We start from the raw sequence: 24,746 nt of genomic DNA, 5'->3' as shown, positions 1-24,746 counted from the left end.
CGGGAGACGATGACCATGCGTTTGGAACGGATCGGCCGTGAGCCGGAATTTTCGCGTTACATGGACCTCAAGGAAGGCTGGCTCGACCGCCGCATCTTCAGCGACGCGGAAATCTACGAGGAGGAACTGTACCGCATCTTCGCGCGATCCTGGCTGTTTGTCGCCCATGAAAGCCAGCTGCCCAAGGCCGGCGATTTCCTGACCACGCACATGGGCGAGGACGCGGTGATCGTCACCCGTCAGCCCGATGGCTCGATCAAGGTCTACCTCAATTCCTGCCCGCATCGCGGCAACAAGGTCTGCTTCGCGGATGCCGGCAACACCCGCCGGTTCGTCTGCAATTATCACGGCTGGGCCTTCAACACCGCCGGAGAACTGCAGGGCATGCACGAGGAATACTGCTACGACGAAGGCGACATCGACCGCAAGAAGAACGGACTGCGGCAGGTCGCCCGGGTCGGCAGCTACAAGGGGCTGGTGTTCGCCACCTTTGCCGAGGACGGCCCCAGCCTCGACGCCTGGCTCGGCGATTTCCGCTGGTACCTCGACATGCTGCTCGACAACGAGGAAGGCGGCACCGAACTGATTGGCGGCTGCATCAAGTCGGTGATCAGCGCAAACTGGAAGTTCGGGGTCGAGAACTTCATCGGCGATGCCTACCACGCGGGCTGGACCCACGATTCGGGCTGCCGGTCGATGAACAACGGCCAGCCCTTCCCGCCGATCGACATGGATAATTCCTACCATGCCAGCGTCAATGGCCACGGCTGGGAATTCGGCACCGAGGGCGTGGGCGACCTGTTCCTGCTCGGCCGCCCCAAGGTGATGGAATATTACGAGAAGATCCGCCCGAAGATGGCCGATCGGCTGGGCACGATGCGCTCGCAGATCTTCGGCTCGGTGGCCTCCGCCTCGATTTTCCCGAACGTCTCGTTCCTGCCGGGCATTTCAACCTTCCGGCAATGGCAGCCCAAGGGTCCGATGCAGTTCGAGCTCAAAACCTGGGTGATCGTCAACAAGGCGATGCCCGACGACATCAAGGACGAAGTGACCAAGGGCGTGATGCAGACTTTCGGCCCCGGCGGTACATTCGAGATGGACGATGGCGAAAACTGGGAGAACTGCACCACGGTCAACCGCGGCGTCGTCACCCGGCACGAGAAGCTGCACTACCGCTGCGGCATTGGGCGCCAGATCGATCACGATACCCTGCCCGGAATCGTCTATCGCGGCCAGTACAACGACGCCAACCAGCGCGGCTTCTACCAGCGGTGGCTGGACATGATGGAGGCCACCGATCTCGGCGCGATGCCGCCGCGGCCCGAACCCCGCCTGACCGGGGTGGCCGAAACGCGCGACCTTCCCGGCCTGTTCGCGCTTTGAGAGGATATTTGACAATGAACCAGACCACCACTCTCGAACGCCCCCGCACTGGCGCAACCGCTTCGCTGGAATTGACCCATGCGCTGACCCAGACGCTTTATCGCGAAGCGCGCTGCCTGGACGATGAAGACTATGTCGGCTGGGTAGCAATGCTCGCTGACGACCTGCATTATCACATGCCGGGGATCGAGACCCGCTATCGCCGCGATACGACCGATCAGGTCACCGACCTGACACGGATGGCCTATTACAACGACAGCCTCGACGAGATCAAAAAACGCCTCACGCGCCTGGAAACGGGCACGGCATGGTCGGAAGATCCGGCCACGCGCTACGCCCACATCGTCACCAATGTCGAAGTGGAACACACCGACAAGGCGGATGAGTTCAGGGTGTTCTCGAACTTCTACGCCTATCGCAACCGCAACGAACGTGACGAGGATTCGCTGATCGGCAGCCGGATCGACATCTGGCGCGAGACTGGCGGTGCCTATCAGCTGGTCAAGCGCCGGATCATCCTCAAGCACAACGTGATGCTCAGCAAGAAGCTGAACATCTACCTCTAGTAATTCCCGGCGCGACATCGGGTGAACCCGTCTGTCGCGCCGTTCAATCAAAAGACAATCGGACGCTCCCCGCATCCGCGGGCAGGTGCCCAAAATCGGAGAGAAGCCATGGATGCTCTGCGCTATTTTCTGGTCCCCGCCATGACCCTCACCGGCGTTGCGGGTTTCATCCTCGGCGGCCCGTTCGTCTGGCTTGGGCGGCCCGTTCGTCTGGCTTGGCATCGCCACCTTCGCGGTGCTGATGCTACTGGATATCGTCCTGCCGAGCGATCACAAGGCGCGCTCGCGCGGGATTGCACTGGTTGCCGATATCGCACGATTTACTTGCAATTCCCTTTGATGGTTGCACTCTATCTGGCGTTCGCGAATTCGGTGGCGACCGGAACCAACCCGATCTGGGGAACCGATGGTTCGGCATGGCAATTGATCGGTTCGATCGCCAGCCTGGCCTGGCTGTCGGCTGTCCCGACCCTGCCAGTGGCGCACGAGCTGATGCATCGCCGCCATTGGTTCCCACGGGCCGTGGCCAAGGGCCTGAGCGCCTTTTACGGCGATCCCAACCGTGATGTTGCTCATATTGTCACCCACCACGTCCATCTTGACACCGCGAAGGACAGCGACACCCCGCTACGCGGACAAACGATATACAGCTTCGTGTTCCAGGCGACCTGGGGTTCGTACAAGGACACTTGGGAAAAGCAGGGCGAAATCCTGTCGCGTCTCGGACATTCGCCGTGGAGCTGGCGCAATGTCATGTGGCTCCAGCTGGTGCTGGTCGGCGCGATCATCCTGGGGGTTGCCGCGGCGGCAGGGCCGATCGCCGGATTCGCTACTGTTGGCGCAATGTTCTTTGCCAAGATGTTCGTCGAAGGCTTCAATTATTTCCAGCACTATGGCCTGCTGCGCGTGGAAGGCGATCCCATCGCGAAACACCACGCCTGGAACCATCTTGGCATGATCGTGCGTCCGATAGGCGTGGAAATTACCAACCACATCAACCACCATCTCGACGGCCACATTCCCTTCTACGAACTTCAGCCCGAGCCGAAGGCGCCGCAGATGCCTTCGCTGTTCCTTTGCTTCCTGTGCGGCCTTGTCCCGCCCGTCTGGCACCGGTTCATCGCGCAGCCGAGGTTGAAGGACTGGGATCTACATTTCGCTTCGCCAAGCGAGCGCAAACTAGCGATGGCGGCGAACACACAGACTGGTTGGCCCGCTTGGGCCACCACCGACTGACGGTTCCACCCGCATGGGGGTTTTCCTCTCCGATTGCCCCCATGTAACCTTGGCGGGTCCCTTTAACGGGGATCCCGCTTCTTTTTCACAATTTCTTCATGTCCATGCAAGGCGACCCATGCAATGTTCTCAATTCTCAAGAAGCAGCGATCAAGCAAGGTCAGTATTGCCGGAGAACCGGCAATCCTGGAGATCCCACGAGGCAAAACGCTGCTTGAAGCGATGCTGGCAGAGGGGCTGGCCATGCCGCACGACTGCAAGGTCGGTTCATGCGGCACTTGCCGGTTCAAACTGATGGACGGCAAGATCGGGGAACTGAGTCCTTCGGCCCTGGTTCTCGAACGCGATGCGCTTTCACAAGGGTACCGCCTGGCATGCCAGGCGATGCCGCGCTCGGACCTGGTCATCGCACTTGATGCCCCTTTATCCCGCCAGCAGGCTGTGGAAAGTTTCACTGCGACCATCGTTGCCACGTCCCGGCTTTGCCCGGACATCATCAATCTTGTCGTCAAAATCGATCGCCCGATGCAGTTCTCGCCGGGCCAATATGCCGACCTCACGGGACCGGGCATGGCCGAACCGCGCAGCTATTCCTTCGCATTCGCCCCCGAACGAGGAGAGGCACAGCGGCTCGAATTCCATGTCCGGCACGTCCCCGGCGGCCTCTTCACCGATTGGCTGTTCGGTGAAGATCGCATTGGCCAGACGCTTGATCTCTCAGGTCCCTTTGGTCAATTTCGCCTCAATGACAGCTCAGCGCCGATGCTGTGCCTGGCAGGCGGCAGCGGCCTTGCCCCGATCATGGCGATCTTGCAGCAAGCCCAGTCCATGGGTGCGAACCGTCCGGTAACCCTGCTCTACGGGGCCCGGACCCGCCAACACCTCTATTGTCTGGACGAGATCGAAGCGCTTAGCGCGGCCTGGGATGCGCCCTTCGAATTTGTTCCGGTACTTTCGGAAGAGGATGCGGGCAGCGACTGGACCGGGGGCCGAGGGTTGGTCACCGAGCCGATCGCACGGCTTCCCGGCCTGACCCGCACCGAGGCTTATTTGTGCGGACCTCCAGCCATGATCGACGCCGCCGAAGCCCAGCTTATACAACACGGCGTGTTGCCGGAAATGATCGCCGCGGATCGCTTTCTCGACAAGAGCACGATGCGCTGAACCCCGGACTTCGGATGCGGTTCGAAGATTGAACGGATCCGTTCCTGGCCTCGGTCCGATACGCCGGAACCGGACCGAGGCCGGCCCGGGCGCGCAGTGCTCAGTTGTCGACCAGAACCATCTTTCGCACCATGTCCTGAACATCCACTTTTGCCTTGTTGTCCAGCAGCACAGCAACCCGGTTGAGGGTCGCGATCACCGAGGTGTACTGGCCATGCGCGTAATAGGCATCGATCGGGTAGACGACTGTCTTGTCGACCGGCGCCCGCTGGTAGCTGAGCTGGCCGATGCCATAGATCGCAAGCCCGCCTGCTTCGGCATGCCCCATCATGCGTTCGGCCCGATCCCGAGTGATATCGCCGCCGAATTCGACCAGTTCCGGCGGAGCAATCGTTGGTCCCACATGGGTTGGCTTCCACCGCGCGGCGCCGATCACACCCGCCACGTTCAGCAGTTCCTTGAACTCGAATTTTTCGGCCATGGTTCTCGATCCTCCACATTCGGATACAGGGTGTCGTTCCTGCGGTGTTTGCCGTCTGGCCGAACCAGCGGATCAGGCGTCGGGGCGCTTGCCGATGCCGACGCCGCCGTCGCTGAGCAGAACCGTTCCGGTCATGTATGCGGAATCGCGACGCGAAGCCAAAAGCGCGTAGAGACCTGCATGATCGTCCGGCTCGGCGATCCGCGCCAGTGGCGTCATGCCCGCGATCATTCCGTCCAGGCCAGGCATCTCCTCCATCTTGGTTTCGGAAAACCCGCCAGTCTTGGTGCCGCTGAGCGGAGTTCGGGTGCCGCCCGGCGCGACGCCATTGACCCTGATATCGGGTGTCAGTTCCCAGGCCAGCTGCCGGATCAGGCCAAGCACCGCGTGCTTCGATGCGACATACAGTGTCCCGCCGCCGCCAGTGTAGTAGCTCGACGTCGAGGCAGTAAAGACGATGCTGCCTTTGGTTTTCCTCAGTTCGGGAATCGCGGCGCGCGCACCGAAGAAATACCCCTTCAGGTTGACGTCAAAGATTTCGTCGAATGTCTTTTCCAGAAGCTCGGGATCCTGCTGCTCAAGGGGCACCATGAAATCCCAGATCCCGACATTGCCGACAAAGACATCCAGCTTGCCGAATGCCCCGACTGTCTCGGCGACGGCCCGGGCATTGTCTGCAAAGGAACGGACGTCGCCCGCGACCACGGCGACCTTGTCACCGTGGCGCGAACGCACCAGCTGGGCCTGCTCGTCGTCTCGGACGAGCACACCAACCCTGGCCCCTTCTTCAATATAGCGGGCGACCACCGCCGCACCAATTCCGGTTGCGCCGCCAGTCAGCAGCGCAACCTGTCCTTCAAGCCTTGCAGACAATGCCACTCTCCTCTTCAAGCCGGTTGTGCGGGGTTGCTCGGCCTTACTGGTCGAACATCCCCACGCGACCTTCCTGCAGATTGATGACTACCGACTTCGTCTGCGTATAGTGGTGCAGCACCTCATGGCTGAATTCACGGCCGAAACCGCTCTGCTTGTATCCGCCCAGCGGCATGTTGGGCTTGAGATTGTAGTAACGGTTGACCCACACGGTTCCGGTTTCGAGCTTGCGGGCAATCCGGTGCGCGCGGGAGATGTCCCTGGTCCAGACGCCACCGGCCAGGCCATAGGTCGTATCATTCGCCAGCGCCATCATATCGTCTTCGTCGTTCCAGGTCAGCACGCTGGTGACCGGGCCGAAGATTTCCTCGCGGGCGATACGCATCGAGTTGCTGACGTTGGTGAAGACCGTTGGCTTGATGAAATGCCCGTCGGCGAGGCTTTCGTTGCGACTGCCTCCGGTGAGGACCGTGGCACCTTCCTCGGTAGCCAGCTGAAGATAGCTCTGGACCTTGTCCATCTGCATCTGCGAAGCCTGCGCACCAAGCTGGGTGGCAAAGTCCAGAGGATCGCCCTGGCGGATGCCTTCGAGGGCCACCTTGAACTTGGCGAGGAACTCGTCCTGGATCGATTGGTGCAGGAACAGCCGCGAACCGGCCAGGCAGACCTCACCCTTGTTCAGCACCGTCGACATCGTGGCGCTCTCCACTGCCGCATCGATATCGGCATCCGCGCAAACGATGTGCGCCGACTTGCCGCCCAATTCCAGAGTCTGGGGAATGATGTTCGAGGAAGCATACTGGATGATCCGGCGAGCCGTCGCCACCGAACCGGTGAACGCGACCTTGCGGACATCCTCGTGGGTCACCAGCGCTTCACCGACGTCGGCGCCGTAACCGGTCACGACGTTGATTACGCCCGGGGGCAGAAGGTCGGCCATTTCGACGAAGAATTCGATAACCGAAAGGCAGACGGTTTCCGCGGGCTTGAGCACCACCGTGTTGCCTGAAGCCAGGGCTGGCGCGATCTTGCAGGCCATCATCAGGATCGGGACGTTCCATGGAATGATCTGCGCGCAAACGCCCAGCGGCTCGCGGTGGACGATGCCGATCGCATCGGGATAGTCCAGCGTCTGGCCGTGTAGGCCATAGGCTGCGCCGGCGAACACTTCGAATTGGCTTATAGCCTGCGGCATGTCAAAGTACATCGATTCGCGGATCGGCTTGCCGTTGTTCAGAGTTTCGAGCGTTGCGTAATGTTGGTGGCGCGCCTTGAGCCGACGGGCGACCTCGATCAGGATTTCCTGGCGCTCGGCGGGCGAGCTTTCCGACCACTTCGGGAAGGCGGCCTTGGCCGCCGCGACCGCGCGCTGAATGTCCTTGGCGTTGCCCGCCTGGATCTTGGTGAGCACCGCCCCGGTCGCCGGATTGATCAGGTCGATCGTCTTGCCGCTGTCACCCGAAACCCATTCACCGCCAATGAAGTGGCCGTATTCCGGCTTGATGCCGTATTCGTTTTCCGCGCTTTTCAGTTGAGTAGCCATCTTAAAACTCCTTCCAACCTTATTCCACTGCAATGACCAGATCTTCGGCCGGGAACAGACGGCAAGCCAAGGCATAACCTGCCTGGCGATCGCTATCCGACACCTTCGCCGCACTCATCTTGCCGGTCCGGTAATCGCCTTCGACTACCCTCACCCGGCAAATTCCGCATCCGCCGCCCCGGCAACCAACCCCGATATCGCCGGCACCACAACGTTCCATTGCGAGGAGGACCCGCTCGTCCCCGCCGCAGGTGAACTCGCCGCCGCCAACCACGCGGATTTGATAGAGGCCGGTCACGGTCCTAGCCTTGTCCAGCCGCCTTCGCGGCCGCTTTGGCAGCGAAGGTCTCTCCACCCACCGCGAAATGGCCCGGCGGCATCTCGCGCAGGATGATGCGAACCGATTCGCGCGGCGCACCGATCGCTTCGATGGCGGCAGCGGTCAAAGCCTGGATCAACCGCTCCTTGTCGTCGGGAGTCCTCCCTTCGAGCAAGTTGACCTCGATGATCGGCATTCAGGCCTCCACCTGGAACATGACCGAACCCAGCCCCTGGACGGTCGTGCGCACCGTTTGACCAGGTGCCAGATTGGGCGCGGCGGTGATCCCGCCCGCCATCACGATGTCCCCGACCGAAATCTCCTCACCAGCTTCGGCAACAAGCCTGGCTGCCGCGACCAGCGAGCGTAGTGGGTGGCCGAGAATCGCGGCGGTCGAGCCGATTTGCTTCACTTCCCCGTCGATTTCGAGGTACACGCCGAGGTTCGAGAAATCCATTGCTGGATCGTTCCAGGAGCCGATCACCAGCCCGGACGACGAGGTGTTGTCGGCGATGACATCGGACAACGCGAACTTGAAGTTCTCATAGCGGCTGTCGATGATTTCCATGGCCGGGGCAATCGCCTCGACCGCCGCCAGCGCGGCCGCCGCCGTCACCTTACCGGCCAGCGGCGCCTTCATCAAAAAGGCGACTTCCGGCTCGACCCGCGGATGGACAAAACGCGCCCGCGACATGGCCGTGCCCTCCTCGATCAGCATGGCATCGGTCAATCGCCCCCAGGCGACCTCGTCGACCCCGACCTGCAGCATCTTGGCGCGGCTCGTCAGCCCCATCTTGACCCCGATGCGGCGTTCGCCCCGCGCCAGCCGCCGATCGACCGACAGCTGCTGGACCCGGTAGGCATCCGCGACGCTCAGGTCGGGATCGGTATGGGTGAGCTGCGGTGTGGCACGCGCGTGCAAAGCGGCGCTGTCGAGGATTTCGGCGTATCGCTCAAGTTTGTCCATTGCCTTGGGCCTATGCTGCACGTGCGGAAACAAGATCGAGCGCGACATCGACGATCATGTCTTCCTGCCCCCCGACCATCCGGCGCTTGCCCAGTTCGATCAGGATTTCGCGCGTATCCAGCCCATACTGTTCGGCGGCCTTTTCCGCGTGACGCAGGAAGCTCGAATAGACCCCGGCATAGCCCAGGCTCAGCGTTTCGCGATCCACGCGCACCGGGCGGTCCTGCAACGGACGGATGATGTCCTCTGCCGCGTCCATCAGGGCCATCACGTCGCAGCCATGGTTCCACCCCTTGCGGTCGGCAGCGGCGACGAACACCTCGAGCGGGGCGTTGCCAGCCCCTGCCCCCATTCCGGCTAGGCTCGCGTCGATCCGCACCGCGCCTTCCTGGGCAGCGACGATGGAATTGGCGACACCGAGCGAAAGGTTGTGGTGGGCGTGGATCCCGCGTTGGGTTTCCGGCTTGAGGACGCGGTCATAGGCCCGCAGGCGATCGCGCACCCCGTCCATGTCGAGCGCGCCGCCGCTGTCGGTCACATAGACGCAATGCGCCCCATAGCTTTCCATCAGCAGGGCCTGCTGCGCCAGCGCCTCGGCATCGATCATGTGGCTCATCATCAGGAAACCCGAGACATCCATGCCGAGGTCGCGGGCAATGCCGATGTGCTGCTTGGCGACGTCGGCCTCGGTGCAATGGGTCGCCACCCGCACCGAGCGCACGCCGAGCGCATAGGCGCGGCGGAGTTCCTCGACCGTGCCGATACCCGGCACCAGCAATGTGGTCAGCACGGCGTTCTTGATCACATCGGCGGCGGCCTCGATCCACTCCCAGTCGGTATGCGCACCGAACCCGTAGTTGAACGACGTGCCGTTGAGGCCATCGCCGTGCGACACCTCGATCGCATCGACGCCGGCATCGTCCAGCGCCTTGGCAATGGTGCGGACACTTTCGGTGCCGTACATGTGAAGAATGGCATGCATGCCGTCACGCAGGGTGACGTCCTGGATGTAGAGCTTTCCGGTTTCGGGATTGAAGGTCATGCTGCCACCTTTTCAAGGCGTTGTTGGGCCAGACGCTCACCCGCTGCCTTGGCGGCGGCGGTCATGATGTCGAGGTTGCCGGAATATTTCGGAAGATAGTCGCCAGCGCCCTCGACCTCGAGGAACACGCTGGTCTTCAGGCCGACGAATTCGCCGTATCCGGGGATCTTCAGCGGCCGGTTCGAGCCGAACCGTTCGAACTGCACTTCCTGCTTGAGGCGATAGCCGGGCACATAGGCTTGCACGGTTTCGACCATTTCCTTGACCGAGGCGCGGATGGCGTCCTCGTCCACCTGATCGGTCAGCGTGAAGATCGTGTCACGCATGATCATCGGCGGTTCGGCGGGATTGAGGATGATGATCGCCCGGCCGCGGCCGGCACCGCCCACTATCTCGATCGCCTGCGCGGTGGTCCGGGTGAATTCGTCGATGTTCGCGCGGGTGCCGGGCCCGGCAGAACGCGAGGACACCGACGCGACGATTTCGGCGTAGTGGACCGGGGTCACCCGCGAAACCGCGGCGACAATGGGAATGGTCGCCTGGCCGCCGCAGGTGACCATGTTGACATTGCGGATTTCGCTGTCGAGCACTCCGCCGACCGGCGGAACAAAAAACGGCCCGATCGCGGCAGGGGTCAGGTCTACAACCAGCTTGCCGTCGGCTTGCAGGGCCGCATCGTGTTCCTTGTGGGCGTAGGCCGAAGTCGCATCGAACGCGATGCCAATCTCGGGGTAGGCCGGCAGCTTGCGCAGCCCTTCAATACCCTCATGGGTTGTCGCCACGCCGCGTTCGCGGGCCATGGCGAGGCCTTCCGAGGCCGGGTCGATCCCGACCACCGCCGCCAGTTCAAGGGTATCGGACCCCTTGAGCAGCTTGATCATCAAATCGGTACCAATATTTCCGGAGCCGATGATGGCGCATTTCATCTTGGTCATTCTTCGATCTCTCCGTTCATCTGCGTCAGCCGGCCTCGGCAGCGAAAGCCGCCCGCACCGTTCCGACGCCATTGATTCTCGCTTCCACGACATCGCCGCGCGCGATCCCGGCCATGGGCCCGAGCGCGCCGGACAGGATCACGTCGCCTTCAAGCAGCGGGCGTCCGACCCGGGCCATGACCCGCGCCAGCCACAGCGATGCGGTGATCGGGCTGCCGAGGCAGGCAATCCCCGCCCCTACGGAGATCGGCTCGCCCTTTGCCTCCATCACCATGCCGCATTCGCGCAGGTCGAGCGCTTCGAGCTTGCGCGGCACCGCCCCCAGCACGAACAACCCGCTCGAGGCGTTGTCGGCGACGGTGTCCCAGATGCGGATGTCCCAGTTGGCAACACGGCTATCGACGATCTCGATCGCGGGTACGACATATTCGACCGCGCGGATCATCTCGGCCGTGGTGAGATCGGGATAGAGCAGGTCCCGGCCGACCACGATCGCGATTTCGGCCTCGACCTTGGGCTGGATGACCTGATCGAGCGAGATCGGAATTCCCTCGGGCACGTCCATATCGGAAAACAGCATGCCGTAATCGGGCTGATCGACGCCAAGCTGGCGCTGCACCGCCAGCGAGGTCAGGCCGATCTTGCGGCCGACCAGGCGCCGTCCGCTGTCAAGGGCGTGCCGGGTGTTGATTTCCTGCACGGCGTAGGCGGCATCCACCCCGCCGGCCGAAATGACATCGCGAATCGGCGCCACCGGCTTGCCGCTGGCAGCCGCGCCCCTCAATTGCTCGGCCGCCTGCTGGATGGCCGTGGGATCGATAGTGGTTTCAGTCGTCATGGTCTCAGAGCTTCACGCAGATGTTTTCGGTTTCGGTGTAGAATTCGAGACTGTGCACGCCGCCTTCGCGGCCGATCCCGGAATGTCCCGAACCGCCGAATGCGGTGCGCAAATCCCGCAGGAACCAGCAATTGACCCAGCAGACGCCAACCTGCATCGAGGCGGCCACGCGGTGCGCCCGCGAGAGGTTTTCGGTCCAGATCGTCGCGCACAGCCCATAGTCGGTATCGTTGGCTAGGCCGATCACCTCGTCTTCGCTATCGAAGGGAATGACCCCGCAGCACGGCCCGAAGATTTCTTCGCGCATCACCGAACTGTCGTGCGCCAGGCCTGTCCACAACGTCGGCTCGACATAGAAGCCGCCCGTTTCGTCCCCCGAAAGCGCGGGAACCCCGCCCCCGGTGACGACAGTGGCGCCTTCGGCCACCGCGCGCGCATAGTATCCCAGCACCTTTTCCTGATGCTCCGCACTGATCAGCGGGCCAAGGTAGGCGGGATCGCCGGTTGCACCTGGTTTGAACGCCTTGGCCGCCACCGTCATCCGCTTCACGAATTCGTCGAAAACCGGCCGTTCGACATAGACCCGCTCGGTCCCGAGGCAGACCTGCCCGGTGTTGAGAAATACCGAACGCGACAATCCTTCGACCACCTTGTCGAGATCGGCGTCGGCAAACACCACGGCTGGATTCTTGCCGCCCAGCTCGAACGAAATGTCGCGCACCCCGACCGCGGCCTTCTGCATGATCGCCTGGCCGGTGCCGGTTTCGCCGGTAAAGGTGATTGCATCGATGTCGGGGTTCGAGGTCAGAAATTCACCGGCCGAACCCGCCCCGAAACCGTGCACCACGTTGTAGACCCCTTCGGGCATCCCGACCGCGTTCATGACCTCACCCAGCAGCGCCGCGGTCCGCGGCGTCTCTTCGGATGGCTTGACCACAACCGTGTTGCCGCAAGCCAGGGCAGGTCCAACCTTCCAGGTCATCAGCAGCAGGGGAAAGTTCCACGGGCAGATCACCGCGATCACACCCTTGGGCTTGCGCACCACGTAGTTGAGCGCCTGCCCGCCATCGGGCGTTGCCGTTGCAAAGGATTCGGTCGGGGTAGTGGAGATGACGTCGGCAAACATCCGGAAGTTCGCGGCACCGCGCGGAATGTCGATATGCGAGGCGACATGGCGCGGCTTGCCGGTATCCGCCACTTCGGCTGCGAGGAAATCGTCCGCGCGGCGCTCGATCTCGGTGGCGACCGCGGAGATGAGCTTGACCCGTTCCGCCGTGGTCATCTTGCCCCAGGGGCCGTTGAGCGCCGCCTTGGCCGCGGCAACCGCATCGGCCACATCGGCCTCGCTCGCCTCGTGGACAGTACCGATCCGAAGGCCGGTCGCAGGAGCGAAATTGTCGAAGGTCTTGCCGGTGCTTCCACGGCGATAATCGCCCCCGATGAAATTCAGGATGGTGTCGGTAACAGCCGGGATATTCTCATGTGCCATGGGCTCTTCAATTCTCCGTAGCGTCTTGTTTCAGTGCCGCGATGGCCGGACACTCAATATTGCGTCGCCCCGATCGAGATGAGGGCTGCGTTTGCGCACTGCGTATCCTGTTCTTCGGTTCCGCCCGACACTCCGATCGCGCCGACGATTTCGCCGGCGATCGCGATCGGCAGTCCGCCGCCGAACATAGCGATTCCGGGCTTCGCGGCGATACCTCCGCTTAGCGCGGGATTGCCTGCGACCATCTTGTAGACGTCCGGCGACGGAACCTTGAAGCTGGCAGCGGTATAGGCCTTGTCCTGCGCGATCTGAGAGGAGGGAAACGGGGCCCCGGTGGCGCGCAACAGGGCGACCAGTTCCCCGGTGGCGCCAACCACTGCGGCGACGAGGGGACAGCCCGCCTCGCCGCCTTTCGCCACCGCGACCTGCACCGCCTTGGCGGCAAGATCGTGTCCCACCGACCGGATTGTCGCCACTCCGTTCATGCTCAGGTGTTCACCGTCATGAAGCGGTCGTTGAGCGCCTTCTCGTAATAGAAGATCGCCTTGCCGGCATTCTCGGCCTGCCACATCCGGCGCGGATTGTCGGGATAGTAGGTGTAGCCGCCGCTGAACGTCTCGTTCCGGTTGCCCGAGGGGTCGAAGAAGTAGATCGTCTGCCCGCGTGTGATCCCATGGCGGGTCGGGCCGATATCCAGCGAAATGTCGTAGCGGCTGATGATATCCGCTGCATGGCCAACATCGTGCCAGGAATCGAGAAAAAACGAGGTGTGGTGAATCCGACCGTCCTCTGGATAGCCGAGGAACGCCACGTCATGGGCCTTGTTGCTGCATGACAGGAAAATGCCCATGCGTACACCCGAAGTCTCGTCCACCAATTCCTCGGCCACCGAAAAATCGAGAGCCTCGACAAAAATCTTTGCGCTCGCCGAAATATCGACACCATTGAGGGCGCAGTGATCGAACCTGGTCGCGCGCATACCGCGCGGTTCGGCGATCCAGACGTCCGGATTGCGCACGGCCGGACCGCTCTCGGACAGCTCCATCTCGGCATAGAGATCGAACACGTGGGAGGTTGGCGTATTGAAGCGGATCTTGCGGCCAACACCAGGATCCTCTCCGGCCGCAATCACGTCGACATGAACCCCGATGTCGAGCAGCCGTTCGGCAAAGTGGTCGAGATCGGCATCCCTGGCGACCTTGAAGGCCATCCGGTCGAGCCCGGCAGAATCGGCTTCGCGCAAAATGATGCTGTGGCGATCGAACTCGTCGAAGGCCTGGAAGAAAGCCCTGCCTCCCTCGACGCTCACCAGGTTGAGGCCGATACGGTCACGATAGTGCTGGATCGCTTCATCCAGATCGAGGACGCGCAACTGGACATAGCCAGGGCGAAGTACACCGGTCAGTGCCATTTCAGTTCTCCTTGTCCCTTCAGGCCTTGAGGCCGTTCTCGAAAAATTCGGCCACCATGCGGTTGAAGCTCGTCATCCGTTCGATCTGAACCCAGTGGCCGCATTCCGCGAACACGTGCAGGTCGGCGCGCGGCAACAGGCTGGCCAGGCGAACGGTCGATTCCAGCGGAATCACCTGGTCGAACAGGCCATGCAGGATGAGCGTTTCGTGCTTTAGCGCCGCCACGTCTTCCTCGCGGCTTGCCAGCATCGCGATGTTGCGCTGCCGGTCAGCCCCGCCGAACGTCGCGTGATACGGCTCATGCGCTTCGGGACGCGCACTCGCTTCATAGCGCGACTGGACCAGGTCTTCGGTCAGCCGGCTGTGATCCCAGGCGAGGTACTTGAGCGAGGTGCGCATTTCCTCTAGCGAAGGCTGATAGCCCCAGACCAGGTCGAGCGCAGGCGTGATCGGGAAATCGAGCCCGGCCGGACCCATCAGCACCGCCCTTTCGACTCGATCGGGATGCGCGATCATGAACGCCAGGGTTATGCCGCCGCCGAAGGAATTGCCGACCATCGAGACCTTGTCGATCCCGAGGCCATCCAGCAGGGATGCGACCTGATCGACCCACACCCGCTTATCTTCGATCCGCCCCTTCGAATCCGAATAGCCAAACCCGAACATGTCGGGCGCGATGACGCGGAAGCGCTTCGCTAGCTCGGGCATGTTGAGCCGCCAATTGGCCCATGCAGTCACCCCGGGTCCCGATCCGTGAATCAGCAGGACCGGTGCGCCATCGCCCACATCGTGGTAGTTCGTGACGCTGCCATCAACCGTGATGGACTTGCCAATCTCCGGGCGTGCGATGTCGTTGGCTACGGCAGTCATGGCTCTCCCAATCGATTTTCAACTGTTTTTTTGACGCTAGCATTGCCTGTGTTCGCGCCAGGTCATGCACACAGCTTTCGCGTCCATCCAATTTCTCGTTACTATTGCACTAAATAGAACGCATTTGCAAATGGAGAATGATTCAGCTCCATCGCATAATGCCGGAAGTCGGACTGTCCGGCTCACGCCAAGCCTTCGGCCTTGAGCGCGGCACCCACGGCGGCACGCTGCGCGATCTTGCCGGCATAGGCGCCGAGCGAGGGGTAGGCGGCCATGTCGATACCGACATAGGCTGGCCAACCCAGCATCACGAACAGATAGATGTCGGCAACACTGAAAGCATTGCCGGCATAGTGGTCCCGCCCGGCCAATTCCTTGTCGAGCGCGGCGAGGTGGTTCTTGACCGATTCCGCGGCCGCCGCCTTCGCTTCGTCGGAAGTGCCGGGGGCGAACAGCGGAACGAATGCCTTGTGGAATTCGGAACCGAGGAAGCTGAGACGGCTCAGCAGTCGGTAACGATCGAGGCTGCCTTCGGCCGGCGCCAGGCCAGACGCGGGGTTCTGGTCGGCAATGTACAGCAGGATGGCGGGGTTCTCGGTCAGGGTCTCGCCGCTGTCCAGGGTGAGGGCCGGGACCTTGCCGGACGGATTGACGGTGAGGAAATCCTCGCCCGCCTCGGTCTTGCGCAGGGCCAGATCGACCTTGACGGCTTCGAAATCGGCTCCGGTTTCGCGCAGGGCAATGTGCGGGGCGAGGGAACATGCGCCGGGGCTGATGAACAGTTTCATGGTATTTCTCCTCTAGATTTCTTTTCGACGCCAGACGATGGTCGGCCGTCAGATTGGGGTCGCCAGCAGCGTCGCGATCCTGTGTGTGTCATAGACGCACATTCGGCTCACCAGCTTGGCTACGCCGTCATTGATTAGCAGGCGGTCGGCATATTTCCCGGCGTTGTAGATGCGAGTCTCACCGTCGTTGCGCGTCTGCAGCAAGGCATAACTTGCTTCGGCCGACACGGTATCCCCGTCGATCCCGGTCAAGACCGCTCGCGAAATCAGGTGACGGCTGAAATGCTCCGGAAAGACGTTGGCTCGGCGCAGCGCTACCACCCGATCGACCAGCATGCCCTTGCTGTCGCAATACATCACCGCGGCCGGCAGCCCGTTATCGACATTTTCGCGGGCGATCACCTGATAGAGACAATCGTCCACGAAGAACTCGGGCCACTCCTCAAGCCGGCCGTCATCCAGACACAGTCCGTAAGCGGCGTTCAGGGAATCCACGAGGCCTTGCAAAACAGGATCGACCATGCTCATGCCGATGCCTCCGCACTGACGGCAAGTGCATCGCCCATCAGGTTCAGATAGCCTTTCCAGAATCCGCGCACTGCGTTTTCGTCCATGCCCATCGGCGCGTAATAGCCGCGCACGTCGTCGCCCCCCATTTCGATGAAACTGTGCTTGCCTTTGGCCCCGACCGTGCCCTGCTGGCAAAGCTCGACCGCTTCACCGTCCTCCATCGAAATCAGTCCGGAAGGACCGACGAGGTTCAGGTTGCGCAGGCGGTGACGCGTGGTTTCCTCATCGTCGTCGGCATAGCCGAAATAGGTCCAGACCAATTCGGTCTTGTCGACGCCGTGAGTCACGATCTGGCGTGTCGCCAGGGTGTTCTGGATCTGCTGCAGCACGACCGACGGAAACAGCGACTGGATGTGCAAGCCGACATCGTCCTCGATCTCGGGCCGGAACTGCAACAGGCTTTCGTCCTGCAATTTGGCAGCGCCTTGCATTTCGCGATTGGCTTCATCGCCGAACGAGCCGTAATCGATGTCGCCCTTGGGCTTGGAGACGGTAAAGACGTTGTGAAAACCCTGCTCGGCCAATTCTCCGGCGCTGTCCTGGCTTTGCCGGTAAATGCCGAAGGTCGGATAGAACAGGTGGAGCAAGGCGCCGTGGTAGCTGTCACGGCTGTTTTCGGAGTAGAGCTTCCAGTTGCCCGCCATATATTGCCGGGAATAACCGAGCACCCTGATCGGGCGGTGAAAAACGCGGTCGATGTACTTGCGCATCACCGGGCCGAGAAAATCTTCAAGCGGCTCGATCTCGGCTGAAAAGGTGCCGAACACCATGCCTTTGTAACTCTCCACCCGGAGCTTTTCGAGCGAGTGATTGGCTGGATCGAAATCCTTGTCGTACCCCCCTACTCCCTTGAGGCCGCGCCGGAACGGCACGCCAACCAGTGTGCCTTCCGAATCGTAGGCCCATTGATGGTAGACGCAGACAAACGCGCCGTCGGCCTGGTTGCCGCGCAGCGAGCGACACACCGTTGCGCCCTTGTGCGCGCACCGGTTGACCCAGGCATGGATCTTGCCTTCCTGCCCGCGCACGAGCACCACCGGCGTTTCACCGACATGGGTCGCGCGAAAATCTCCGGCGTTGGGAATCTCGGCCTCAAGCCCAAGGTAGCACCAGGTGCGACCCTTGAAGACACTGCGCTGCTCGGAGGCGAAAATCTGCGTATCGTGGTAAACCTTGTAGTCCACCGCCGTTGGGAGCGAGGGCGCCCCCACTGGTGCCATGGCATTCATTGTGCGTCTCCCGAAAAACCCTGGCCCGATGCAAGCTGGCCGCAGGTGCGCATCGCGCTGAGCATCATCGCCGCGTCCGCCTGTCCGGTGCCGACGATGTCATAGGCGGTGCCGTGCGCAACCGACATGTGCAGATAGGGCGGCCCCATCATGATCACACAGTTGCCCGAAAAGCCCCAGGTCTTGACCGCAATGTGCCCCTGATCGTGGAACATCGCGAGGACCATGTCGTAACGCCCCTCGATGCACTGCCGGAACACCGAATCGGGCGCAATCGGGCCTTCCACGGCAATGCCCGCTGCCCGCGCCCGCTCGACCCCGGGAGCAATCGCAAGCCGGTCTTCGTCGCCCGTGGCGTGCGGGTTGAGCCCCGCCACGGCGATCCGCGGACGGGCGATACCCCACGACCGCATGGCATCGTTGACCTGCCCGATCGCCTTGGCCACGAGATCGGCGGTTATCACGTCGATCACCTGGCGCAGCGACATGTGATCGGTGAGATGCGCGACCCGCAAGGGTCCGGTCAGCAAAACCAGATAGCTTTCGCCAGGGGTCGGACTGATGACCTTGTCAAGTTTTCCGGCCATCTTGAGCGAACCGGTGCTGATCGGTCCCATGATCGTCGCGGCAAAGGACCCGTCCCGGGCCAGCGCATCGAGTTCGTCCAGCCATTGCGCCGAGGCATGACCGGCCACTTCGGTATCCTCGCCCAGCGGCAAAACGCCGTCCGGCAAGGCGCCGGTGTCGATCACGTCGATCACCCGGACATCGTCGCTCGGCCGTTCGAACGAACGCATCCGGCGCACCCGGGCCTTGACCCCGGTCATGTCGAGCGCACGCTCCACCGCCGCTGCCGAGCCAAGCAGCACCGGAATCGACACCTCGTGTACCGAACCGTCCGCGAGGGCCTTGACCGTCACTTCGGGTCCGATTCCCGCAGGATCGCCGATCATGGTCCCGACAACGGGACGCCCTGCTGTTGCTGCCATGGGTGGGTCAGATGCTGTAGACATCGAGCATGGTCTGCGCGAGGTCGTTGATGATCACGGTCTTCTTGCGCTTGATCACATAACTCCTGCCGGCAGGCTCGAGATCATAGAAGGCCGATCCGCTGTAGACGGTTACCGCCCCATCGAGCACGGATGTCACCGTCCACGATGTGCGCGCCCGCACCAGGCCATCGCCTTCTTCCGTCGATAGCAGCGTGAACACGTGCGAAGTGCGCGGCCCGGGCGTGCTTGCCGAGGACCGCCCGGTGCGAATGCGGAAAACCCGATCCTCCAGGCCGCCGCGATTGTGATAATAGATCAGCGAGATTTCGCGCTGCGGATCGGCGGTCAGGCGCTCGCGGTCATCCCACGCCGGCGCCCAGTATTCCGCGTCTTCGGCATAGAGCGACAGCCATGTGTCCCAGTCCTTGTCGTCGAGCGCTACTGCCTCGCGGCCAAGAAAACGGTGAACGGCAAGCCATTGCGTATCGGCAGCCGTCATCGCGCCAACTCCAGGTCGCCCTTGGCAATAAGTTCTGCAGTCTCCTGGTCGATTGCGGTGTTCATCCGGCTGATCCATTCGTCGTGGATTGCGACATAAAGTCCCTCGTCGGCCACCGCCGGGCTGCTCATCACCGCATCCACGGCGAGACCCGCGCCGAATTGACCGGCGTCTTTCTCCCACCGGGTCGCACCGCGCGACATGTCGTTCATCCGGCCTTCGCCGGCACCAAACCCGGCCTGACAGTTGTTGAATTCGGTCAGATCGTCCGGCGTCGCCATGCCGCTGGCATTGAAGAAGTCCTCGTATTGCCGGATCCTCAGGGCCCGTGCCGAGGCGCCTTCACCCACCGGAGCGATGCAATAGGTCGTGACTTCGGTCTCGTCGACGGAGATCGGCTGGATGATCCTGATCTGGGTGCTGGTCTGATCCATCAGGAAGACGTTGGGGAACAGCTGAAGATTCCGGATGCGTTTGTTCATCCACAGCGCCTTCTCCTCGCCATGGGTTTCCTCGATCCAGTCGAGGGCCTCGAAATTCGGCCGATCCCGGAAATTGGCGTAGTCGGCCCAGAGCACTGAATGCCCGTTATGGAAGGAAAAAGATCCGCCGTCCTGCCGGTTGAAATTTGAAAAGTCGATCGCCTTGGTGTCGTTCTTGGAGGCCCCCTCGACCCGACGCATCACCGTCATGAAGTAATTGGCGTGGACCGTTCCGACGTGATACCCGTCCAGACCGTTTTCCACCTGCATCTTCCAGTTGCCGCGATAGCGGTACCGCGTAGCGCCCGGCAGCACCTCCATTTCGCCTTGCTGAGACTGGTCGACCAACAGATCGATGAACGCCTTCGAGCCGGCCAGATATTCCTCGAGTGGCAAGACATCGGGAGACAGGCTGCCGAAGATGAAGCCGCGGTAAATTTCCAGACGGGCGATCCTGGGAAGTCCGAAATCGGCGCGGTCGAAGCCAGGCGCATAACCCCCCGCCCCTTCTTCGGTGACGTCGAGAAGGTCCCCTGCAGACGAGTAGGTCCAGCCGTGGAAGGGGCACATGAAATTCTTCTTGTTGCCGGCCTTTTCGCGGCAGACCTTGGCGCCGCGGTGGGCGCAGGCGTTGACCAATCCGCAGACAGTGCCCGTCCTGTCCCGAGTGATGATGACGGGCGTCCGTCCGATCTTGGTCGTCAGGAAATCGTGAGGCTTGGCGACCTGACTTTCATGCGCGAGAAAAATCCAGTTGCGCTCGAAAATATACTTCATCTCGATATCGAACAGCTCGGCATCGGTGAAGGCGGCGCGGTCGATCTGGAAGATTCCCCTAGCCTGGTCTTTCACGAGCCACGACTTCAGTCGCCGTTTGATCGCTTGCAAATCGGCAATCCGACCGACGCGCTTTTCTGCGGCTTCCATAACGCTCCACTCCCAAGATGCGAAAGCCGGATCGGTCGGCTGTCGCTGGATGACCGGGCACCTTGGCGGTGCTCCCAAACGCTGCCCCGCGCCGCCGCCCATCACGGGCGAATCGCTGGTTTGACGTTCTGCTGCGCATTCCTACACCAACAAATTTCCCGGTGCAACGTATTGCACCATGGAGAATTATCGACTAAATAGGTCGAGTCGGTCGGGTAAGCCCGACTACAACACAATTCGGTGATGACGGTCCCGCGCGACGCGGGCCGCGTCTTGGGAGAGAAGGCAAATGGTAGCAGTCACGGAACTCGGTTACCTCGGGTTGACCGTAACAAATCTCGATGCATGGCGCAGTTATGCTGCCGAAGTGGCCGGCATGGAGATTGTCGACGAGGGCGAAGGCGACCGCCTCTACCTGCGCATGGACCAGTGGCATCATCGCATCGTGTTGCATGCCTCCGACTCCGACGATCTTGCCTATCTGGGCTGGCGCGTTGCCGATCCGGTGGAATTCGACGCCATGGTGGCAAAGCTGACCGCCGCCGGAATCTCCTTGACGGTGGCAAGCGAGGCCGAAGCTCGGGAGCGGCGCGTGCTCGGTCTTGCCAAGCTGGCTGATCCGGGTGGGAACCCCACCGAAATTTTTTACGGGCCGCAAGTCGACACCCACAAGCCTTTCCATCCTGGGCGCCCCATGTACGGAAAGTTCGTGACCGGATCGGAAGGAATCGGGCATTGCATCCTGCGTCAGGACGATGTTCCCGCGGCGGCGGCGTTCTACGGACTGCTGGGGCTGCGCGGGTCGGTCGAGTATCACCTGCAGCTGCCCAACGGGATGGTGGCGCAGCCGTACTTCATGCACTGCAACGAGCGGCAGCATTCGGTCGCTTTCGGGCTTGGCCCGATGGAAAAGCGCATCAACCACCTGATGTTCGAATATACCGACCTCGACGATCTCGGCCTCGCGCACGACATTGTGCGGGCGCGCAAGATCGACGTCGCGCTCCAGCTCGGCAAGCATGCAAACGACCAGGCGCTGACCTTCTACTGCGCCAACCCGTCGGGCTGGCTGTGGGAGTTCGGCTGGGGTGCCCGCAAGGCCCCAAGCCAGCAGGAATACTACACCCGCGATATATTCGGTCACGGCAACGAAGCCGCGGGCTACGGAATGGATATTCCCCTCGGCTGATCATCCATTTGATCGCCGGTCCATAACCTAGATTGGAATTGCCAGACGCCATGTCGAACAAATTGCGCCTTTGCCAAGTAGCCTCCGTCAAGGACGGTGAACCGGTCGCGGTCTACCAGGAAAAAATGCCTGCGCTTGCAGTCTACAACGTCGATGGCGAAGTGTTCGTCACCGACAATCTTTGCACCCATGGCAATGCCATGCTGACCGATGGCTACCAGGACGGCACAATTATCGAGTGCCCGTTTCACGGTGGTTCGTTCGACATCGCCACCGGAGCTGCCAAGGCCTTTCCCTGCCAGATCCCCATCAAGACATACCCCGTCACGATCGAAGACGGCTGGGTGTGCATCGATCAACCGAAAGAGAGCGCCTGAATGCTCCTCGACACCCCTTCCCGCTATGAGCTGCAGCAGCTCACTTCCGAGCTCAACGCGCTCTACGCCGAACTCATTGACGATGATCGCTTGGAAGAGTGGCCCGAACTCTTTGTTTCGGACTGCGTTTATACCGTGATCTCGCGCGAGAACTTCGAGCGAAACATGGATTCAGCGGCGATCTATTGCGACAGCCGCGGAATGCTTGTGGATCGCATTGTTTCACTGCGCAAAGCCAATATCTTCCCGGTGCATGCCTACCGTCATATTCTCGGTCCGACCCGGATGGTTTCCACAACGGGAGCACTTGCAAAGACGCAAACCAATTATGCGGTCCTTATGACCCGTACTGACGGACACACAACAATCTACAATTCGGGCAAGTATATAGACGAGATCGACTTGTCGGGCGAGCGCCCCTTGTTTCGTTCGAAGATCGCCGTTTTCGATACCAACCTCATCGACACGATGATGGTTCGCCCGATTTAGTTCGCGACCAGGATTTTGATCATGACCGACACAGCTCTGCCAGACGAAAATACCTCGAGAACCGCAAACGGAACTGGTCGCCGGGTTCCCTACCGGGTTTTCACCGATCCGGAGTATCACGCGCGCGAGCAGGAAAAGATCTTCCAGGGCGAGGCCTGGTCCTTCGTCGCGCTCGAGGCAGAAGTGCCCGAGGCTGGCGATTTCAAATCAACCTTCATCGGAGAAACCCCGGTCATCGTCACCAGGGCCGCTGATGGCGCCGTTCATGTCGTGGTCAATCGCTGCGCTCATCGCGGGGCACTGGTATGCCGCGAACTGCGCGGCAATCGCCCCAATCTCGAATGTGTTTACCACCAATGGGCCTATGACCTCGCCGGCAATCTGATCGGGGTGCCGTTCCGCCGCGGTCTCAAGGGCCAGGGCGGAATGCCCGGCGATTTCGACATGAAACAGCATGGCCTCAAGCAGTTGCGCGTCGGGATCGTCGGCGGGCTTGTCTTCGCCAGCTTTTCTCAAAGCGTGGTGCCACTGAACGATTTCCTCGGCCCGCTGGTTGTCGAGCATATCAAACGGATCATGCACAAGCCGATCAAGGTTCTGGGCGATCAGCGGCAATATGTTCACGGCAACTGGAAGCTCTATGCCGAGAATACCCGCGATCCCTATCACGCCAGCCTTCTGCACCTGTTCCACAATACGTTCGGGCTCTACCGATCGACCCAGACCGGCAAGTCACTGATGGACAGCGAGAAGCGGCATTCGCTCCTTTATTCCATCGCCGCCAGCAACGACGATGCCGCCGACAAACAGGCCTATGGCGATTCCAGGACTTTCGATACCGAGTTCAAGCTTCAGGACATGTCGCTGCTCAAGGGCCGCCAGGAATTCGATGACGGCATTACCCTGGTTATCCTCGCGGTTTTCCCGAACCTGGTCCTCCAGCAGATTCAGAACACGCTCGCCGTGCGGCAAATCGTGCCAAAGGGACAGGAAGCGTTCGAGCTGGTCTGGACCCACTTCGGTTACGCCGACGACGATGCAGAAATGCAGGCAATCCGGCGCAAGCAGACCAACCTGATCGGTCCGGCCGGCCTGATCTCGATGGAAGACGGCGAAGCGGTGGAAATCGTCCAGAACGCCATTGTCGGCGAACAGCAGGCCACCTCGTTCATCGCGATGGGCGGTGGCCGCGCCGAGGATGCCGACCACCTTGTCACCGAAGGCGCCATTGTCGGCTTCTGGGACAGTTACGAGAAGCTCGTCGGCTTCGGGACCGCACGATGAGCCGCAAGATCGACTTCTATTTCGACTTCATCAGTCCCTTCAGTTACCTCGCGCAGCTGAAGCTCCCGGAAATAGCCCGCAAGGCCGGTTGCGAACTCCAATATTGGCCGATCGATATCCCCGAGGCGAAGATTGCGGCGGGGAACTACGGCCCGTCCAATCGCGAGGTGGTTCCGAAAATCAAGGTGATGATGGCGGACCTCAACCGGTGGGCCCACAAATATGACGCTCCCTTGCGTTTTCCGGCCAGCTTTGCCTGCAAGGACTGGAACTGCGCCACGCTCTACGCGCGCGAGCAGGGCAAAGCGGAAGCATACGTCGCTGCCGCTTACAATCTGATCTGGGGGCAGGGAATCGACCCAAGCGACCGCGAAGAACTGCGCGCCTGTGCAACAGAAGCTGGACTCGATCCAGAGGCGTTGACAGCCTTCGTGGACTCTTCACTTGGCCAGAATGAATATCGCAAGGCTCGCAGCCTAGCCTATCAGCGGGGAGTCTTCGGCGCGCCGTTAATGTTTGTCGACGATCAAATATTCTGGGGCAATGATCGTCTCGACTTTCTGCAGGAGTATCTATCTCAACAGAAGTAATTCTTAGAATAAGAAAATGCGGCGAGGGGAGAGGGAATGAAAGAACTTCAGATTAACTTGTTCGTAACTGCGGCTGCCGTCCTTGTGCAATCGCTTGTTCCTAGTGGTTTCCGCCTGACATAAGAGTCCGGTTCGGGATTCCCTTTGTTGCGTTCGCATGCGAGTCTGGCGCATGCGCACAGGAATATCGTTCACCGTTTCGCCGACCGATC

The 24,746-nt window shown here is 61.4% G+C and carries 29 protein-coding genes; 9 read left to right on the top strand and 20 right to left on the bottom strand.

Going from position 1 to position 24,746, the window contains the following annotated elements; translation table 11 throughout:
* Positions 1 to 15: 15 nt before the first annotated feature.
* The 4 genes from A0U87_RS03690 to A0U87_RS03675 all read left to right on the top strand — a co-directional run bounded on the left by A0U87_RS03690 (position 16) and on the right by A0U87_RS03675 (position 4,349).
* Positions 16 to 1,383, top strand: coding sequence for an aromatic ring-hydroxylating dioxygenase subunit alpha (locus tag A0U87_RS03690; RefSeq protein ID WP_037508785.1), 1,368 nt, complete (start codon positions 16 to 18; stop codon positions 1,381 to 1,383).
* Between the two features lie 14 nt (positions 1,384 to 1,397).
* Positions 1,398 to 1,949, top strand: coding sequence for a 3-phenylpropionate/cinnamic acid dioxygenase subunit beta (locus tag A0U87_RS03685; RefSeq protein WP_137405227.1), 552 nt, complete (start codon positions 1,398 to 1,400; stop codon positions 1,947 to 1,949).
* Between the two features lie 108 nt (positions 1,950 to 2,057).
* Positions 2,058 to 3,185 carry an alkane 1-monooxygenase gene (locus tag A0U87_RS03680; RefSeq protein ID WP_276609684.1) on the top strand — a complete coding sequence of 376 codons (1,128 nt, stop codon included), beginning with the start codon at positions 2,058 to 2,060 and terminating at the stop codon, positions 3,183 to 3,185.
* Positions 3,186 to 3,308: 123 nt separating this feature from the next.
* Complete coding sequence (locus tag A0U87_RS03675; RefSeq protein WP_037508665.1) at positions 3,309 to 4,349, top strand: 2Fe-2S iron-sulfur cluster binding domain-containing protein; 1,041 nt, start codon at positions 3,309 to 3,311, stop codon at positions 4,347 to 4,349.
* Between the two features lie 100 nt (positions 4,350 to 4,449).
* Here A0U87_RS03675 and A0U87_RS03670 read toward each other — a convergent pair whose 3' ends face one another.
* The 19 genes from A0U87_RS03670 to A0U87_RS03580 form a co-directional block, all read right to left on the bottom strand.
* Positions 4,450 to 4,830, bottom strand: a complete 381-nt coding sequence (locus tag A0U87_RS03670; protein WP_025548202.1) for a hypothetical protein — start codon at positions 4,828 to 4,830, stop codon at positions 4,450 to 4,452.
* A gap of 72 nt (positions 4,831 to 4,902) precedes the next feature.
* The gene (hcaB, locus tag A0U87_RS03665) at positions 4,903 to 5,709 is read right to left on the bottom strand and encodes a 3-(cis-5,6-dihydroxycyclohexa-1,3-dien-1-yl)propanoate dehydrogenase (protein WP_229742712.1); all 807 of its coding nucleotides are present in this window, start codon (positions 5,707 to 5,709) and stop codon (positions 4,903 to 4,905) included.
* A gap of 37 nt (positions 5,710 to 5,746) precedes the next feature.
* Complete coding sequence (locus A0U87_RS03660) at positions 5,747 to 7,246, bottom strand: aldehyde dehydrogenase family protein (RefSeq protein ID WP_025548198.1); 1,500 nt, start codon at positions 7,244 to 7,246, stop codon at positions 5,747 to 5,749.
* Positions 7,247 to 7,265: 19 nt separating this feature from the next.
* Positions 7,266 to 7,544 carry a 2Fe-2S iron-sulfur cluster-binding protein gene (locus A0U87_RS03655; RefSeq protein ID WP_025548196.1) on the bottom strand — a complete coding sequence of 93 codons (279 nt, stop codon included), beginning with the start codon at positions 7,542 to 7,544 and terminating at the stop codon, positions 7,266 to 7,268.
* A 4-nt stretch (positions 7,545 to 7,548) separates the two neighbouring features.
* Entirely contained in the window at positions 7,549 to 7,761 is a 213-nt protein-coding gene (locus A0U87_RS03650; RefSeq protein ID WP_037508667.1) for a 2-hydroxymuconate tautomerase, read from the bottom strand.
* Complete coding sequence (locus A0U87_RS03645; protein WP_037508671.1) at positions 7,762 to 8,532, bottom strand: fumarylacetoacetate hydrolase family protein; 771 nt, start codon at positions 8,530 to 8,532, stop codon at positions 7,762 to 7,764.
* A 10-nt stretch (positions 8,533 to 8,542) separates the two neighbouring features.
* Complete coding sequence (gene dmpG / locus A0U87_RS03640; protein WP_037508674.1) at positions 8,543 to 9,574, bottom strand: 4-hydroxy-2-oxovalerate aldolase; 1,032 nt, start codon at positions 9,572 to 9,574, stop codon at positions 8,543 to 8,545.
* Complete coding sequence (locus A0U87_RS03635) at positions 9,571 to 10,509, bottom strand: acetaldehyde dehydrogenase (acetylating) (RefSeq protein WP_037508677.1); 939 nt, start codon at positions 10,507 to 10,509, stop codon at positions 9,571 to 9,573. Before A0U87_RS03635 ends, dmpG begins: the two co-directional genes overlap by 4 nt.
* A gap of 25 nt (positions 10,510 to 10,534) precedes the next feature.
* On the bottom strand, positions 10,535 to 11,347 hold the full coding sequence (locus tag A0U87_RS03630) for a fumarylacetoacetate hydrolase family protein (RefSeq protein WP_037508679.1): 813 nt from the start codon (positions 11,345 to 11,347) through the stop codon (positions 10,535 to 10,537).
* 4 nt (positions 11,348 to 11,351) lie between these two features.
* Positions 11,352 to 12,836, bottom strand: a complete 1,485-nt coding sequence (locus tag A0U87_RS03625; protein ID WP_037508681.1) for a 2-hydroxymuconic semialdehyde dehydrogenase — start codon at positions 12,834 to 12,836, stop codon at positions 11,352 to 11,354.
* A 53-nt stretch (positions 12,837 to 12,889) separates the two neighbouring features.
* On the bottom strand, positions 12,890 to 13,321 hold the full coding sequence (locus A0U87_RS03620; protein ID WP_037508687.1) for a heme-binding protein: 432 nt from the start codon (positions 13,319 to 13,321) through the stop codon (positions 12,890 to 12,892).
* A 2-nt stretch (positions 13,322 to 13,323) separates the two neighbouring features.
* Positions 13,324 to 14,247, bottom strand: coding sequence for a catechol 2,3-dioxygenase (locus tag A0U87_RS03615; protein ID WP_037508695.1), 924 nt, complete (start codon positions 14,245 to 14,247; stop codon positions 13,324 to 13,326).
* Positions 14,248 to 14,266: 19 nt separating this feature from the next.
* Complete coding sequence (locus tag A0U87_RS03610; RefSeq protein ID WP_025548183.1) at positions 14,267 to 15,118, bottom strand: alpha/beta hydrolase; 852 nt, start codon at positions 15,116 to 15,118, stop codon at positions 14,267 to 14,269.
* 182 nt (positions 15,119 to 15,300) lie between these two features.
* A complete protein-coding gene (gstA, locus tag A0U87_RS03605; protein ID WP_037508698.1) occupies positions 15,301 to 15,906 on the bottom strand; it encodes a glutathione transferase GstA in 606 nt (201 codons plus the stop codon).
* 48 nt (positions 15,907 to 15,954) lie between these two features.
* Complete coding sequence (locus tag A0U87_RS03600; RefSeq protein WP_037508701.1) at positions 15,955 to 16,434, bottom strand: aromatic-ring-hydroxylating dioxygenase subunit beta; 480 nt, start codon at positions 16,432 to 16,434, stop codon at positions 15,955 to 15,957.
* The gene (locus A0U87_RS03595; protein WP_137405226.1) at positions 16,431 to 17,705 is read right to left on the bottom strand and encodes a Rieske 2Fe-2S domain-containing protein; all 1,275 of its coding nucleotides are present in this window, start codon (positions 17,703 to 17,705) and stop codon (positions 16,431 to 16,433) included. Before A0U87_RS03595 ends, A0U87_RS03600 begins: the two co-directional genes overlap by 4 nt.
* The gene (locus tag A0U87_RS03590; protein WP_230588532.1) at positions 17,702 to 18,658 is read right to left on the bottom strand and encodes a 4-hydroxythreonine-4-phosphate dehydrogenase PdxA; all 957 of its coding nucleotides are present in this window, start codon (positions 18,656 to 18,658) and stop codon (positions 17,702 to 17,704) included. The genes A0U87_RS03595 and A0U87_RS03590 overlap by 4 nt, the downstream gene beginning before the upstream one ends.
* Positions 18,659 to 18,701: 43 nt before the next feature.
* Positions 18,702 to 19,196 carry an aromatic-ring-hydroxylating dioxygenase subunit beta gene (locus A0U87_RS03585; protein WP_025548174.1) on the bottom strand — a complete coding sequence of 165 codons (495 nt, stop codon included), beginning with the start codon at positions 19,194 to 19,196 and terminating at the stop codon, positions 18,702 to 18,704.
* The gene (locus A0U87_RS03580; RefSeq protein ID WP_137405225.1) at positions 19,193 to 20,605 is read right to left on the bottom strand and encodes an SRPBCC family protein; all 1,413 of its coding nucleotides are present in this window, start codon (positions 20,603 to 20,605) and stop codon (positions 19,193 to 19,195) included. The genes A0U87_RS03585 and A0U87_RS03580 overlap by 4 nt, the downstream gene beginning before the upstream one ends.
* A 289-nt stretch (positions 20,606 to 20,894) precedes the next feature.
* On the opposite strand from A0U87_RS03580, the gene bphC reads away from it, so the two are divergent.
* From bphC to A0U87_RS03555, 5 genes are read left to right on the top strand one after another with little or no spacing between them, the layout of a single operon-like run.
* The gene (bphC, locus tag A0U87_RS03575; RefSeq protein WP_037508711.1) at positions 20,895 to 21,794 is read left to right on the top strand and encodes a biphenyl-2,3-diol 1,2-dioxygenase; all 900 of its coding nucleotides are present in this window, start codon (positions 20,895 to 20,897) and stop codon (positions 21,792 to 21,794) included.
* A gap of 50 nt (positions 21,795 to 21,844) precedes the next feature.
* Positions 21,845 to 22,171, top strand: coding sequence for a non-heme iron oxygenase ferredoxin subunit (locus A0U87_RS03570; protein WP_025548169.1), 327 nt, complete (start codon positions 21,845 to 21,847; stop codon positions 22,169 to 22,171).
* Positions 22,172 to 22,660 carry an aromatic-ring-hydroxylating dioxygenase subunit beta gene (locus A0U87_RS03565; RefSeq protein WP_025548168.1) on the top strand — a complete coding sequence of 163 codons (489 nt, stop codon included), beginning with the start codon at positions 22,172 to 22,174 and terminating at the stop codon, positions 22,658 to 22,660. It begins immediately after the preceding gene.
* Between the two features lie 21 nt (positions 22,661 to 22,681).
* Positions 22,682 to 23,944, top strand: coding sequence for a Rieske 2Fe-2S domain-containing protein (locus tag A0U87_RS03560; protein WP_052076599.1), 1,263 nt, complete (start codon positions 22,682 to 22,684; stop codon positions 23,942 to 23,944).
* Positions 23,941 to 24,534 (top strand): 2-hydroxychromene-2-carboxylate isomerase, encoded by a 594-nt coding sequence (locus A0U87_RS03555; protein ID WP_037508713.1) that lies wholly within the window; start codon positions 23,941 to 23,943, stop codon positions 24,532 to 24,534. Before A0U87_RS03560 ends, A0U87_RS03555 begins: the two co-directional genes overlap by 4 nt.
* 3 nt (positions 24,535 to 24,537) lie before the next feature.
* Here A0U87_RS03555 and A0U87_RS26410 read toward each other — a convergent pair.
* Positions 24,538 to 24,746: hypothetical protein (locus A0U87_RS26410; RefSeq protein ID WP_206366579.1), on the bottom strand; the 209-nt coding region annotated here is incomplete at its 5' end.

Source organism: Sphingobium sp. MP9-4 (assembly GCF_005281675.1).
Lineage (GTDB): Bacteria > Pseudomonadota > Alphaproteobacteria > Sphingomonadales > Sphingomonadaceae > Sphingobium > Sphingobium yanoikuyae.
The sequence above is the reverse complement of the archived record's forward strand: the minus strand, read 5'-3'. Positions and strand labels throughout refer to the sequence as shown.

What these genes read in the sequence shown, in the direction of transcription:
- A0U87_RS03645 (WP_037508671.1), bottom strand. Translation starts at nt 8,532, where the DNA reads ATGGACAAACTTGAGCGATACGCCGAAATCCTCGACAGCGCCGCTTTG.
- dmpG (WP_037508674.1), bottom strand. Translation starts at nt 9,574, where the DNA reads ATGACCTTCAATCCCGAAACCGGAAAGCTCTACATCCAGGACGTCACC.
- A0U87_RS03630 (WP_037508679.1), bottom strand. Translation starts at nt 11,347, where the DNA reads ATGACGACTGAAACCACTATCGATCCCACGGCCATCCAGCAGGCGGCC.
- A0U87_RS03580 (WP_137405225.1), bottom strand. Translation starts at nt 20,605, where the DNA reads ATGGAAGCCGCAGAAAAGCGCGTCGGTCGGATTGCCGATTTGCAAGCG.
- A0U87_RS03670 (WP_025548202.1), bottom strand. Translation starts at nt 4,830, where the DNA reads ATGGCCGAAAAATTCGAGTTCAAGGAACTGCTGAACGTGGCGGGTGTG.
- A0U87_RS03675 (WP_037508665.1), top strand. Translation starts at nt 3,309, where the DNA reads ATGTTCTCAATTCTCAAGAAGCAGCGATCAAGCAAGGTCAGTATTGCC.
- A0U87_RS03625 (WP_037508681.1), bottom strand. Translation starts at nt 12,836, where the DNA reads ATGGCACATGAGAATATCCCGGCTGTTACCGACACCATCCTGAATTTC.
- A0U87_RS03590 (WP_230588532.1), bottom strand. Translation starts at nt 18,658, where the DNA reads ATGATCGGCGATCCTGCGGGAATCGGACCCGAAGTGACGGTCAAGGCC.
- A0U87_RS03565 (WP_025548168.1), top strand. Translation starts at nt 22,172, where the DNA reads ATGCTCCTCGACACCCCTTCCCGCTATGAGCTGCAGCAGCTCACTTCC.
- A0U87_RS03555 (WP_037508713.1), top strand. Translation starts at nt 23,941, where the DNA reads ATGAGCCGCAAGATCGACTTCTATTTCGACTTCATCAGTCCCTTCAGT.
- A0U87_RS03610 (WP_025548183.1), bottom strand. Translation starts at nt 15,118, where the DNA reads ATGACTGCCGTAGCCAACGACATCGCACGCCCGGAGATTGGCAAGTCC.
- A0U87_RS03620 (WP_037508687.1), bottom strand. Translation starts at nt 13,321, where the DNA reads ATGAACGGAGTGGCGACAATCCGGTCGGTGGGACACGATCTTGCCGCC.
- A0U87_RS03560 (WP_052076599.1), top strand. Translation starts at nt 22,682, where the DNA reads ATGACCGACACAGCTCTGCCAGACGAAAATACCTCGAGAACCGCAAAC.
- A0U87_RS03660 (WP_025548198.1), bottom strand. Translation starts at nt 7,246, where the DNA reads ATGGCTACTCAACTGAAAAGCGCGGAAAACGAATACGGCATCAAGCCG.
- A0U87_RS03595 (WP_137405226.1), bottom strand. Translation starts at nt 17,705, where the DNA reads ATGAATGCCATGGCACCAGTGGGGGCGCCCTCGCTCCCAACGGCGGTG.
- A0U87_RS03570 (WP_025548169.1), top strand. Translation starts at nt 21,845, where the DNA reads ATGTCGAACAAATTGCGCCTTTGCCAAGTAGCCTCCGTCAAGGACGGT.
- bphC (WP_037508711.1), top strand. Translation starts at nt 20,895, where the DNA reads ATGGTAGCAGTCACGGAACTCGGTTACCTCGGGTTGACCGTAACAAAT.
- A0U87_RS03685 (WP_137405227.1), top strand. Translation starts at nt 1,398, where the DNA reads ATGAACCAGACCACCACTCTCGAACGCCCCCGCACTGGCGCAACCGCT.
- A0U87_RS03600 (WP_037508701.1), bottom strand. Translation starts at nt 16,434, where the DNA reads ATGAGCATGGTCGATCCTGTTTTGCAAGGCCTCGTGGATTCCCTGAAC.
- A0U87_RS03690 (WP_037508785.1), top strand. Translation starts at nt 16, where the DNA reads ATGCGTTTGGAACGGATCGGCCGTGAGCCGGAATTTTCGCGTTACATG.
- A0U87_RS03650 (WP_037508667.1), bottom strand. Translation starts at nt 7,761, where the DNA reads ATGCCGATCATCGAGGTCAACTTGCTCGAAGGGAGGACTCCCGACGAC.
- A0U87_RS03635 (WP_037508677.1), bottom strand. Translation starts at nt 10,509, where the DNA reads ATGACCAAGATGAAATGCGCCATCATCGGCTCCGGAAATATTGGTACC.
- A0U87_RS03585 (WP_025548174.1), bottom strand. Translation starts at nt 19,196, where the DNA reads ATGACGGCTGCCGATACGCAATGGCTTGCCGTTCACCGTTTTCTTGGC.
- gstA (WP_037508698.1), bottom strand. Translation starts at nt 15,906, where the DNA reads ATGAAACTGTTCATCAGCCCCGGCGCATGTTCCCTCGCCCCGCACATT.
- A0U87_RS03680 (WP_276609684.1), top strand. Translation starts at nt 2,058, where the DNA reads ATGGATGCTCTGCGCTATTTTCTGGTCCCCGCCATGACCCTCACCGGC.
- A0U87_RS03615 (WP_037508695.1), bottom strand. Translation starts at nt 14,247, where the DNA reads ATGGCACTGACCGGTGTACTTCGCCCTGGCTATGTCCAGTTGCGCGTC.